Source organism: Pseudomonas sp. 008 (assembly GCF_016861935.1).
GTDB lineage: Bacteria > Pseudomonadota > Gammaproteobacteria > Pseudomonadales > Pseudomonadaceae > Aquipseudomonas.
On sequence record NZ_BOMA01000005.1, the window covers coordinates 264,925 to 277,343 of the forward strand.

Consider the following 12,419-nt stretch of genomic DNA (forward strand, 5'->3'; position numbering starts at 1 on the left):
TAGCCTTTGCCCTTAGTCGCTTACGTCGTTCTTGGCCTTCGCTCCAATACCCACGATGGATGCAGATGGAACCAACTGGCTGATAAGGCGATTCCAACGAGTAACGTTGGCAGGTCCAACATAGACTACGTCCTGCGCTTGCACATCGAACCGTGTCGCCAATGCCATTGCAGAGGGCGAAGAAGCCTCCAACTGGAAAATCTTAGCTGGTTCTTTATCCAAGTTTTCTACACCCCTGATGACATAAACAGCGTTGCCATTAGAAGTCGTCTGGTTCAAGCCCCCCACTGTTCCCAACACATCGGACAAGTTCATGGTTTTAGTTTTGAAGCTCAATGCCCGGGGCTGGTTAACCTCACCCATGACATAGATTCGCTTGCGATCGTTGTAAGGTACATACAACTGATCGCCAGCCTTGAGGTAAACATTTGGCAACGGGGAATTGTTCTGACGGTTCAGCGCATCCAGGTCCAGCTTATATTCATGACCGTCTCGTAAAAGCACCAAACCCGAAAGGTCAGCATTCAGTGGATCGATGCCGGCAGCACCAACAGCTTCGACAACACTCAGTGGTGTAGTGGTGAGGGGTTGTTGCCCTGCCCTGATGACCGCGCCAGAAACAACGACTTTTTGGCTGGCGAAACGCAATACACTCACGTCTACTTGTGGACTTTCAATAAACTGCGAAAGCCGACTGGAGATATGCTCGCGTAGTTCTTCAATTGTTTTACCCGCTGCAGCGACGTTGCCTACATAGGGGTAAAAAAGACTACCATCCGGGCGAACAAGACGCCCGTTCGCATCGATTTGCTGCTGTGGCCCAGAGGGTGCCGTTAACTCCGGATGGTCCCAAACAGTAATAAACAGTAAATCATTGGCTCCAATCCGATAACTGGCGGGTGAATAGCGCAATAGTTCGGGCGAAATGATCTCACCTTCTTTCGTGGCCGCGTCCATGGCGATCAATTTAGGGGTGATCGGGATTAACTCAACACGGCTGTTCTCAGACGTTCCATCACGTACGATTTGACTGGTGTCCATATGTTGGCCAGGAGAAAACATACAACCCTGCAAAGTAATACTTGCCAGCACGGCAACAGAAAGATTTCGTATCATATTGGCACTACGTTAGTTAAGAGCTCACCCAAAAAAACAAGGTCACACAGGTAGCCCTGCGTGACCTTGTCCGAAACGCCTCTGCAATTTCAATTAGTAGTTCCGGTGGTACCGGTGGTACCACCGGTACCACCGGTACCGCCATTTGAACTTCCACCACTATTAGATGCAGCAACCACGCCCGCGACCACTGCACCACCGATAAGCAAACTCGTACCAACAGTGACTGAACCCACCAATGGAGTACTCAGAGTCAGCGGTTCTTCTGCCGCGATTGCTGAGGCACTCAAAATAGTCAACAGACTAACAGCAAAAAAAATTTTCATATCAGACTCCTTCTCTAGTTACGGGGGTTTGATACTAAGTACCAAAAACGAAAGAGTGAACAGACACCGACTAATATAAGCATCAAACGCCTGTGCCCGCCCCCACTTTTCACCTTCTAGTAGACCATATCACTGAAAGATCACCAATGCCAGTGAGGGCGTAGAGCGCGATCAAGCGCACAGACTGAAAGTTAATTTCGCAAAACTATATTACCCCACATTTTCCTATGAAATTCAGCGCATTACCGGTGCTTTCAGACTTATTTTATGGATTTTTAACAGTCACCCATCGAGCAAGATGTTAATAAATGTCTGATTTGTACCCACATAAAAACTCCAGCTTCATCGTCGTAGAGACATTGAGAGCAATTACCCTCCTTTCAACTGACTGGCGAGGCGCTCGAGAAAAATCACCAAGAGCGAATCTAGCATGTTAAAAGACGCACAGCAATGTCATTTATACAATAAAAACAGATACTTGTGAGCTCAACCCAAGCGAAATAACTGTTATTTTTGGTCAGCAAAAATATTGCCGCAACGATGGGAAATCATGTTAGAAATTATGTCAAATTGAGCCTGTACAAAGATACTTTCTAAATTGCATGACGAATACTTTCTGACTACGTAAAATACCCAGCCATACAGATTAATAGCGTAGATAACATTCCGAGCAAGAAAACTGACATTCATTTGCACGACCAAAACCCCGAATATACGTAGGGATTTTTTACAGCATCAGATTGACACCTTGGAGCACTCGCTTGCTCCAAAGAGTTTTCAGGACTAATACTCTAAATCCTGGGGCGGTAGCGTGCCATTTTTGAATTCATCCAGATGTCCGCGCCCTAAAAAAGGAACGAAGCGCGACCTTATTACCCGCGTCGTTTGCACCAAGTCGAACATCACAAATCACTTCAGCAGAGTACCGTTATGATCCCCATTATTTTGTCAGGCGGGACAGGGTCCCGCTTATGGCCCCTATCTCGTCAACAACGCCCAAAACAATTTCTACCTCTTTCCGACGACACGTTTTCGATGCTGCAGGCGACTATCCAACGTTTAGACGGATTGGGCCTACAAGCACCACAGCTCATCTGTAATGAAGCACATCGTTTCCTGGCAGCGGAACAGGTGCTCAATCTTGGAATAGAAGACTTCCGAATTTTGCTTGAACCGATCGGACGGAACACAGCTCCCGCAATAGCAATTGCTGCGATTCAGGCTGCCTCTACAGAAAGCGACCCTATTTTATTGGTACTTGCTGCTGACCACTTGATCGAAGATATCGCAGAGTTCCATACAAGTGTGAAGGCAGCGATACCGCTGGCAGAAGATGGGAAACTAGTAACTTTCGGCATTTTACCTAAAACACCAGAAACGGGATATGGTTATCTCGAAATAGGCGAGGAAGTTGGCGAAAAGGGATACCGGGTAAAACGTTTCGTTGAAAAGCCGGACGCTGCGACAGCAAAGAACTATCTCGAAAGTAAACGGTACCTTTGGAACAGCGGAATGTTTATGTTCAAGGCCAGCCGTTACCTTGAGGAACTGGAAAAGTTCCGTCCTGAAATGTTATCTATCTGCCGATCCGCATTGAGTAGCGGGTCTGAGGATATGTACTTCACACGCATAAATAGCGAAATTTTTGCGACCTGCGCCGATGAATCCATTGACTATGCAGTAATGGAAAATACGACCGATGCAGTATTGGTACCTTTGAATGCAGGCTGGAGTGATCTCGGTTCTTGGAATGCATTGGCAAATGTTTCGACCAAAGACGAAGCAGGTAATACCCCTAAAGGGGACGTTCTGATGGAAGGCACACTAAATACCTATATCCATGCAAACAATCGTCTGGTCGCGACTTTAGGCGTTCAAGACCTCATCATCGTAGAAACAAAAGACGCAGTGTTGGTTGCTCACAAATCCCATGAGCAGGATATCAAGAAGCTGGTTGAACAACTGAAACAGTCTGGACGGCACGAGCACATCAATCATCGTGAAGTTTACCGCCCTTGGGGAATGTACGACTCGATTGATAACGGTCCCCGCTACCAAGTTAAACGTATTACAGTACAACCTGGGGCCAAACTCTCGGTTCAGATGCATCATCATCGAGCAGAACACTGGATCGTTGTGAGTGGTACCGCAAAAGTTACAAACGGTGAAAACACCTATCTCGTCGCCGAAAATGAATCAACCTATATTCCTATCGGTCAAATACATGCGTTAGAAAACCCAGGTGTGATTCCACTGGAGTTAATTGAGGTGCAGTCCGGTTCATATCTAGGAGAGGACGATATTGTTCGCTTCGAAGACAAGTATGGCAGAGCTTAGCTCTCCCACCATTGCATACCCAACTCAAAAATCGTATTTAGTTTTCTGAATACCCCCCACGTCAACACGCATCCGATCCGATCCGATCCGATCCGATCCGATCCGATCCGATCAACATCCAGCATGAGAGGCGAAAACTGCTTTGTTTAAAAGTATTTTGATCGTCTGCACCGGGAACATATGCAGAAGCCCTATGGCTGAAACAATATTTGCCGAGTTGTTAGAGGGAACTGATATAAAAATCAGGTCCGCCGGCTTAGGCGCACTGGTCGACCAGCCTATTGAATCAACCACGCTAGCCGTGTTAGACAAACACGGTCACACACCCGCGGCCCATAAAGCGCGTCAATTAACATCTGCAATGCTTGGTGACGCTGATCTTGTGCTGGTTATGGAAAAACGTCAGTTAGCCAGTGTACTCCAGCTCTCTTCCGAAGCTCGTGGAAAAGTTTTTCTGCTCGGCAAATGGCAAGATGAACGCGAAATACCCGACCCCTATCGCCAAGGAAAGGCTGCATTTGAACATGCACATGCCTTGATAAAAGAATCGGTACAAGCATGGGCTACCCGATTAACGCTTTGAAGCCCTCCCTCTCATACCAATATCATATAGAAGTCCATACATGCAGCAGCCGCCAATAAATACCATTAGCCCAAATGAAAGCGAAGAAATAGATTTGCTTGATTTGTTAGGCACCCTGATAGACTACAAATTTGTTATCGCTGGGATCACCAGTGTATTTATGATTGGCGGATTATCCTACGCGGTATTGGCCGCCCCTGTTTATAGGGCGAATGCCATCATCCAGGTAGAACCCAAAAAAAATGATGTGCTCGGGTTCAATGATATGAGCAGTCTATTGGGTGGAGAGTCCCCCTCTGGTACAGAAATTGAGCTTATCAAATCTCGATCCGTTCTAGGAAAAGCGATCGACAACTTAAAACTTAACATCATAAGCGAACCTCACTACTTTCCAGTTTTTGGCAGATTTTTAGCAACAAGATATACAGGAGACACGCCCGATTCTCTAGCCACACCTTGGTTTGGTATGAATAGCTATAACTGGGGAGGAGAATCACTCACAATTTCTAGACTTGACGTGTCCCAGGAATTACTTGGAGAAGAACTCACGCTGACATCCAAGGAGAAGGGCTCCTATGATCTATTGGATGAAGACGGCAATCTTCTGGTTAGTGGACATGTGGGATCCCGGGCAGAAAACAACGGTGTCGAGATTCTAGTTTCCGAGTTGCGAGCCAACCCGGGCGCCACATTCTCAGTAGTGCGTGAACCGCGCCTGAACAGTATCAAGGACTATCAGGAAGCACTGGATGTCAGTGAGCGCGGTAAAGACTCAGGAATTTTGGGCCTTGCTCTAGAAAGCACCGATCCACAAAAAGCAGTCAAAACACTGAACGAGATTTCGCGGTTATACGTTCGCCAGAATGTCGAGCGTACTTCTGCAGAAGCCGCTGCCAGCCTCGACTTTCTCAAAAATCAGTTGCCTCAGGTACACAAGGATCTAGAGGAAGCAGAAGACGCACTTAACAAATATCAAACTCGCAGTAAGTCCATTGATATTAGCTTGGAAACCAAAGCGATCCTGGACCAGATCGTTGCTCTTGATACAAGCATTTCAGAGTTAAAGCTGCAACAAGCAGAGATGGATAGAAAATTCACCACTCAACACCCTGCTTACAAAGCATTGTTAACAAAGATTGATGAGTTGAGCAGTAAACAAAGTGGGCTTTCCAAGAGGGTCGAAAGTCTTCCCGCGACTCAGCAAGAATTGTTGAGTCTGACTCGGGATGTCCAAGTCAGCACAGAAATATACACTCAACTACTAAACCGAGCACAAGAGCTCGATATTGTTCGTGCCGGCTCCGTAGGTAACGTCCATATTGTTGACGATGCAGATGTTGATCTGAGAGAACCCGTCCGCCCCAAAAAAGCGCTTGTGGTACTGATGGCAACTCTGTTGGGGGCTTTCCTTTCGGTCATATTCGTGATGCTCCGCCGGGCAATCAATCGAGGGATTGAAAATGCAGATGTTATTGAGCAACTGGGGCTGCCTGTATACGCTTCAATTCCCTTCAGCACTTTACAAAAATCGGTTGAGGTCGGTTCTAAAAAGACAAGTGCGCAAGATCATGCCCAAATACTTGCCATAAGCCAACCTACTGACCTCGCGGTTGAGGCGGTCCGAAGCCTACGCACCAGCCTGCACTTCGCCATGCTAGAGGCACAAAATAACCGCCTTATGATCTCTGGCCCTAGTCCGTCTGTAGGTAAAACTTTTGTTTCTTCAAACCTCGCCGCACTGATTGCACAGTCTGGAAAACGTGTACTGATTGTTGACGTTGATATGCGCAAGGGATATCTCCATAAGTCATTCAGCAAACCTGCGGAAAATGGCCTATCTGACATTCTCACCTCGCGTAGCAGTTTGAGCAGTGCGTTGCATGAGACGGAAGTAAAAAACCTGTACTTCATCAGCCGTGGACAAACACCGCCGAATCCTGCAGAACTCCTGATGCACAAGAATTTCAGTAACTTCCTTGAGGAGGCCAGTGAGCAATTCGACCTGGTTATTCTCGACACTCCGCCAATCTTGGCCGTTACTGATGCTGCTATCGTCGGGCGCCTGTCGGGAACGTCGATGATTGTTACTCGATTTGGCATGAATCCGGTGGGTGAAATAAAACTGACTATTCGACGATTCGCGCAAAATGGAGTCAACTTGAAGGGCGCGATACTCAATTATGTAGAGAAACGGGCGACCTCAAAAACTGGCTACAACTCCTACGGTTATTATCAATATTCATACGTAACCGACAAAAAATAAACTCAATTGCATGTCAGGCTCAAGATAATAATCGCCGCCACGCGAAACAGGCGTACGGCGAACCACGCTTGCCGTATCAATCACGGGTATTACAACAGTATTCCTACACAAGCGTTTGGCCTGATAAATACGCCAAACCGATTTTTACCCTCTTAGGTGATCAACATGAAAGTTACTGTTTTTGGCACTGGCTACGTCGGACTTGTACAGGGAGCCGTTCTTGCCGATGCTGGGCACAACGTCATATGTATTGATGTTGACGCAAAAAAAATTGAGCGTTTAAAGCAGGGAATCATCCCTATATTCGAGCCGGGCCTGGAAGAACTCGTCAAGAAGAATTACAGCGCTGGAACTCTTCAGTTTTCCACTGACGCCGCACTCGGAGTGAATCACGGAACAATTCAGTTTATTGCAGTGGGCACTCCTCCCGACGAAGATGGATCGGCGGACCTGAAACATGTGCTCGCAGTAGCCGAAACGATAGCCCAGAACATGGAAGAACATCGAATTATTGTAAATAAATCCACCGTTCCCGTAGGTACCGCACAGCGCGTAAGCGATCGTATCTCAGAAGTACTCGCTCGGCGTGATCTGAAAATTTCATATGATGTAGTGTCCAACCCGGAATTTCTAAAAGAAGGTTCGGCAGTTAACGATTGCATGCGTCCTGATCGTATTATTATCGGCTCAGAAAGCGAGCAATCGGAGGAGCTAATGCGCGAACTTTATTCTCCCTTCAATCGCAATCATGAAAAAATAATCATGATGGATGTGCGTAGTGCGGAACTGACCAAATACGCTGCCAACTGCATGCTCGCTACAAAAATCAGCTTCATGAATGAAATAGCGAACTTGGCTGAAATACTAGAGGCCGATATTGAGATGGTCCGCAAAGGTATTGGCGCGGATCCACGGATAGGCTATCACTTCATTTACCCAGGCGTGGGTTACGGTGGTTCTTGCTTTCCAAAAGACGTTCAGGCTTTGATTAAGACAGCGACATCCATTGACTACGATGCAAAAGTTTTGAAAGCCGTTGAAAATAGAAACAATGAACAAAAAACCACTTTGTTTTCGAAGATTCATAAACATTTCAACGGCGATCTGCACGATAAAACATTTGCCTTGTGGGGATTAAGTTTCAAACCAAACACTGATGATATGCGCGAAGCGCCTAGCCGAGTGATCATGGAAGCACTCTGGGCAGCAGGTGCGAAGATCCAAGCCTTTGATCCAGAAGCTATGGAAGAAACACAACGGCTTTATGGTGAAGTGGATAGCTTGACACTATGTGGAACGAAGGAAAGTGCTTTGAAGCAAGCAGATGCGCTCATTATCGTTACCGAATGGCAAAATTTCCGCTCTCCCGATTTTGATATGATCAAAGCACAATTGAAGAATCCACTTATTTTCGACGGGCGTAACTTGTTCGACCCTAAAGCAATGAAAAACAAAGAACTGACCTATTATTCCGTAGGACGCGCTTGATGAAAATTCTAGTAACCGGCGTAGCGGGCTTCATCGGGTATCACGTCACGAAGAAATTGATTGCTGAGAACCATATCGTTTACGGCATTGACAACCTCAACGACTACTACGACCCACAGCTAAAGAAAGATAGGCTCACTGATTTACACCTATACTGCGAGAAGCTTCAAAAAAGCGAAAATTTTAAATTTGAACTAATGGATCTGGTCGATGCGCCGGCCATCACTTCATTGTTTAAAGAAAATAATTTTGATCGAGTTATACATCTCGCTGCGCAAGCGGGGGTTCGGTATTCAATAGAAAACCCAAAAGCCTATATTGACTCTAACATTGTGGGTTTTCTGAATATCCTGGAATCATGCAGAGCCCAGAAAACACCACACTTGGTATATGCCTCATCTAGTTCTGTTTACGGAATGAACAGCAAAATACCATTTTCAACCCATGACAACACAGACAATCCTATTAGTTTGTATGCAGCCACCAAAAAATCTAATGAACTGATGGCGCACTCCTATAGCCACCTTTTTGATATCCCGACGACTGGCTTACGCTTCTTTACGGTATATGGCCCTTGGGGCAGGCCAGACATGGCATATTTTTCATTTAGTAAATCCATTTGCATGGGGGAGCCCATCAATGTATTTAATAAAGGTAAAATGGAGCGGGATTTCACCTATATTGACGACATCGTCAATGGCATTGTGAAGGTCATGGATAAAATTCCTACCTCGCAAAGTACCGTCAATACAAACTCCCCCGCCCGATACAAAATATACAATATAGGAAACAACAACCCGATCACCTTAGAGCGATTTATATCCTCTATCGAGAGCGCGCTTGAAAAAAAGGCGACAAAAAACGAACTTCCGATGCAGCCTGGAGATGTCCCTCTAACGTATGCTGACGTCGACGACTTGATTAAGGATGTGGGTTTCAAACCCTCAACAAATATAGAAACCGGAATGGCAATATTTACTGATTGGTACTTGAAGTATAGCAACAGAGAAAAGAGCAGCGACAATGAAAACTAGGGATTTGATAAAATCAGACATCACTGCGATCTATAATACGATCAACCTGAAAACCCTTGTTAAATCCTTTTTTAATCCAAGCGTTCATGCATGCGTACTGACCAGATTAGTACGCAGTAAAAACAAGATATTCAGCGCCATTATCAGAAACCTATTGATATCAAAACACTCAATGGATGTTAGCTCAACTGCGGTAATTGGTCCCGCCTTGAGACTTCCACACCCCATTGGAATAGTGATCGGGAACAATGCCGTTTTGCACAGCAGTATTACCATATACCAAAATAGTACGATTGGCTCAAAGAACGGTTACCCAGAGATAGGTAACCATACAATCATTTATCCTAATAGTGTCATTGTCGGACCCATCAATGTTGGAGATCATTGCGTCATCGGGGCTGGTTCGTTTTTAGACAGAAGCCTTATCGCTAATACTGTCTTTCGTAACTAGCATTACGTCAGGCCCGACAAACCGAAGATTGAGGGAACAATGATTAAACACAGCGCAGCGTGGATGGTGATGGGAAATGGCATCTATGCCATTAGCCAAGCCGCGATTTTAGCTATTCTGGCAAGACTAGTGAATGTCGAAGCGGTTGGGATGTTTAGCTTCGCATTGGCGATCACAGCTCCCATTATGTTATTGTCTAACATAGGTTTGCGCACTCAGATTATTACCGATACACAGAACGCTTACTCGCTGCGTGAGTATCAAAAACTTCGTCAACTCTGTAGCGCAGTTGGCGCGGGCCTCTGTGTTGCTATCGCGACTGTCATGTCATCGACGACAGAACTAATCATTGTAGTTATTCTCGTAACGCTCTCAAAATCCGCGGAAAATCAGTCGGAACTGTTTTACGGCATCCTGCAAAAGCAATACAAACATCGTATAGTTGCAATTTCACTGGCTATCAGAGGGGTCATAGGCGCAACAAGTCTTGCCGCGGGGACCTATTTTTCAGGAAATCTAATCACTGGCGTCATCTGCTACACCGTTTCCTGGTGGGTCATCTGCATATTTTATGATAAAAAATGTACACGCCGAAGTATCAGTAGTATTGGAGACAATAAAAACACTCGATACGCAGACCTTATGCCATTGGTATATGCAGGTCTACCGCTGGGTATTTCCGCGTTACTCATAAATCTTAATACCGGCATTCCACGTATCTTTATCGGTCAATCTGACGGCATGCATGCTATTGGCATCTACTCCATCATGGCCTTTATAGTACAGACCGGCAGCTTGATTATAAACTCTACTGGGCAAGCTATCCTTCCAAAGCTATCAGTACAGTTTAGCCAAAAAGATACTAAAGCGTTTCTGGCTCTTACGGTCAAAGCTTCACTCGTTGTACTGCTCTTGAGCATTCTTGGCACGATTGCATCATTTTTCTTCGCCGACTACTTTTTAGAGTTGGCTTTCGGCAGCGAGGTATCCAAGAATGCACACCTGCTTACCTTGATGTTTGCCATTTCGCCTGTTCAATACCTCGGAAGTTTATTCGGTTATGCCATTTCTTCCACCAAACGCAATATATCTCTGGTTAGCGTTCAAGCGGCCGCGTCTATAGCCGCGCTGGCTGCATCGCTTATTTTGATTCCTCTGTACGGATTGAAAGGGGCTGTAGCCGCTACATTAATTGCAAATAGCGTAGCATTATCGGGATATATCATCACACTGATAAACTCCCTTAAATCTGCCTCCTCGAAAAACTCGCCAGAATTTGCCGAACAAGCCAAATGAAGAAAATATCCTCCTATACAATGTCGTTCATTTGCTGTGCAAGTGTCGCGTTCATACTGATCATTATATTCGGTGAGTCTGCAATCGGCATTCCCTTGGCTATCGGAATATTAACATCCTCCATATTACTAAAGGACACTGTCGACTGGGCCCGTTCGCGGCTGGATAGTTTTGACCCAGGTGCGATTCTTGGTCTGGCAGGCCTCATGTACTTCCTGATCAGTCCGGTTTCCCAGGTCTCATGGGACTTCTGGCCTTATTTGCCCGCCCTGACCAATGATTCGAGTTGGATTTCCTTTTGGTCCGTCTTAAATCTATTCGGCGCGTTAACTTATAAGTTTTTCAGCCGAGTCAAATTCAAACGTAGCGCCACTACATACGTGGCGCCAGCGACATTCAATCACAAACGATTTATATTTTTATCTTTAATGCTTCTTGCACTATGTGCTGTTTGCCAACTCTATATCTATGCATCCTTCGGTGGGATTCTTGGGTTTATTGCTACGTTCACAGCGAGACAAGCTGCGGGAATTGAAGACGAAGACCCGTTTGCCGGAATGGGCATGCTCATGCTAGTCGCCGAGAGCTTTAAGTTCCTGTTTTCCATATTTGTAATCTATTGGATAAAGGATTGGAAGTGGGCAAAAAGTAATTATTGCTTCGCAATTATTATGATCGGCTTACTGATTACTTTCATCTTATTTGGAGGATTACGAGGTAGCAGGAGCAGCACACTATTTTCTTTAATATTTGCAGCAGGCATGTACCATTTCTGGATCAGAAAGCTGCCGGTTAGAATGTTACTTGCTGGTGTTGCATTCTCATTACTATTTGCAACCTCCTATTATTGGTACAAAATTGCAGGTGCGGATGGGTTGAGTGCCATTGTGGACTCCAGTGCCCGTCAAAGCTTCCATAGCAGCCGTCAAAACGTCGACCAATACCTTGTCGTTAGAGACTTAGGACGCATGGATATGCAAACGCTAGCGCTCAAAAAAATCGTATCGGGCGAGCAGCCATTGTCTTTTGGCCGAACCTATTTGGTTAGTATATTTTCGAGCATACCAAAATCGATATTGCCTTTTATACCAGACCAAGTAACCAAAGAAAAAACCGAACTTATCCATGGTCGCGGCAGTTATCAGCGCGGTGAAGCCAGGCAGACCACGCTTGTACTGGGACAGTTTGGCGAATCATTAGTTAATTTTGGTATTCCGGGTATTTTTCTGTTTTATGCGGCGCTAGGTCTATTTGTTGGGAAAATAAGAAGCCTGATAAAGCACTTACCTAAGCGCGATATAAGACTCCTGTTCATCCCCGTGACGTGTTTGATCCCTCTATTGATGATTGGCACAGACATGAACGTACTTTTAATGCAATTGGTGCGTTACCTAACAATACCGCTAATTCTTACGGTCTTATGCCTCAAGATAAAGAAAAAGAATACGAGCCTATCCCCAATGAACCTGACCACTCCTCTTAGTGGCGCCGCATAAACTTTATTACAAGCTTGACTGACAACAAA

General features: G+C 45.6%; 10 protein-coding genes. 8 read left to right on the forward strand and 2 right to left on the reverse strand.

The window, feature by feature from the left end; genetic code table 11:
* Positions 1–12 precede the first annotated feature (12 nt).
* Positions 13–1,116, reverse strand: a complete 1,104-nt coding sequence (locus JUI81_RS12795) for a polysaccharide biosynthesis/export family protein (protein ID WP_204124387.1) — start codon at positions 1,114–1,116, stop codon at positions 13–15.
* Between the two features lie 89 nt (positions 1,117–1,205).
* Entirely contained in the window at positions 1,206–1,442 is a 237-nt protein-coding gene (locus JUI81_RS12800; RefSeq protein WP_204124388.1) for a hypothetical protein, read from the reverse strand.
* 930 nt (positions 1,443–2,372) lie between these two features.
* Here JUI81_RS12800 and JUI81_RS12805 point away from each other — a divergent pair.
* The 8 genes from JUI81_RS12805 to JUI81_RS12840 all read left to right on the forward strand — a co-directional run bounded on the left by JUI81_RS12805 (position 2,373) and on the right by JUI81_RS12840 (position 12,390).
* Positions 2,373–3,779, forward strand: coding sequence for a mannose-1-phosphate guanylyltransferase/mannose-6-phosphate isomerase (locus tag JUI81_RS12805; RefSeq protein ID WP_204124389.1), 1,407 nt, complete (start codon positions 2,373–2,375; stop codon positions 3,777–3,779).
* Between the two features lie 142 nt (positions 3,780–3,921).
* The gene (locus JUI81_RS12810; protein WP_204124390.1) at positions 3,922–4,362 is read left to right on the forward strand and encodes a low molecular weight protein-tyrosine-phosphatase; all 441 of its coding nucleotides are present in this window, start codon (positions 3,922–3,924) and stop codon (positions 4,360–4,362) included.
* A 40-nt stretch (positions 4,363–4,402) separates the two neighbouring features.
* Positions 4,403–6,625, forward strand: a complete 2,223-nt coding sequence (locus JUI81_RS12815) for a polysaccharide biosynthesis tyrosine autokinase (RefSeq protein ID WP_204124391.1) — start codon at positions 4,403–4,405, stop codon at positions 6,623–6,625.
* Between the two features lie 165 nt (positions 6,626–6,790).
* Entirely contained in the window at positions 6,791–8,113 is a 1,323-nt protein-coding gene (locus JUI81_RS12820) for a UDP-glucose/GDP-mannose dehydrogenase family protein (RefSeq protein WP_204124392.1), read from the forward strand.
* A complete protein-coding gene (locus JUI81_RS12825; protein WP_204124393.1) occupies positions 8,113–9,147 on the forward strand; it encodes an NAD-dependent epimerase in 1,035 nt (344 codons plus the stop codon). The genes JUI81_RS12820 and JUI81_RS12825 overlap by 1 nt, the downstream gene beginning before the upstream one ends.
* A gap of 172 nt (positions 9,148–9,319) precedes the next feature.
* The gene (locus tag JUI81_RS32220) at positions 9,320–9,598 is read left to right on the forward strand and encodes a DapH/DapD/GlmU-related protein (protein ID WP_374707266.1); all 279 of its coding nucleotides are present in this window, start codon (positions 9,320–9,322) and stop codon (positions 9,596–9,598) included.
* 39 nt (positions 9,599–9,637) lie between these two features.
* Complete coding sequence (locus tag JUI81_RS12835; RefSeq protein WP_204124395.1) at positions 9,638–10,894, forward strand: lipopolysaccharide biosynthesis protein; 1,257 nt, start codon at positions 9,638–9,640, stop codon at positions 10,892–10,894.
* On the forward strand, positions 10,891–12,390 hold the full coding sequence (locus JUI81_RS12840) for a hypothetical protein (protein ID WP_204124396.1): 1,500 nt from the start codon (positions 10,891–10,893) through the stop codon (positions 12,388–12,390). The genes JUI81_RS12835 and JUI81_RS12840 overlap by 4 nt, the downstream gene beginning before the upstream one ends.
* Positions 12,391–12,419 lie beyond the last annotated feature (29 nt).

What these genes read in the sequence shown, in the direction of transcription:
- JUI81_RS12795 (WP_204124387.1), bottom strand. Translation starts at nt 1,116, where the DNA reads ATGATACGAAATCTTTCTGTTGCCGTGCTGGCAAGTATTACTTTGCAG.
- JUI81_RS12800 (WP_204124388.1), bottom strand. Translation starts at nt 1,442, where the DNA reads ATGAAAATTTTTTTTGCTGTTAGTCTGTTGACTATTTTGAGTGCCTCA.
- JUI81_RS12805 (WP_204124389.1), top strand. Translation starts at nt 2,373, where the DNA reads ATGATCCCCATTATTTTGTCAGGCGGGACAGGGTCCCGCTTATGGCCC.
- JUI81_RS12815 (WP_204124391.1), top strand. Translation starts at nt 4,403, where the DNA reads ATGCAGCAGCCGCCAATAAATACCATTAGCCCAAATGAAAGCGAAGAA.
- JUI81_RS12820 (WP_204124392.1), top strand. Translation starts at nt 6,791, where the DNA reads ATGAAAGTTACTGTTTTTGGCACTGGCTACGTCGGACTTGTACAGGGA.
- JUI81_RS12825 (WP_204124393.1), top strand. Translation starts at nt 8,113, where the DNA reads ATGAAAATTCTAGTAACCGGCGTAGCGGGCTTCATCGGGTATCACGTC.
- JUI81_RS32220 (WP_374707266.1), top strand. Translation starts at nt 9,320, where the DNA reads ATGGATGTTAGCTCAACTGCGGTAATTGGTCCCGCCTTGAGACTTCCA.
- JUI81_RS12835 (WP_204124395.1), top strand. Translation starts at nt 9,638, where the DNA reads ATGATTAAACACAGCGCAGCGTGGATGGTGATGGGAAATGGCATCTAT.
- JUI81_RS12840 (WP_204124396.1), top strand. Translation starts at nt 10,891, where the DNA reads ATGAAGAAAATATCCTCCTATACAATGTCGTTCATTTGCTGTGCAAGT.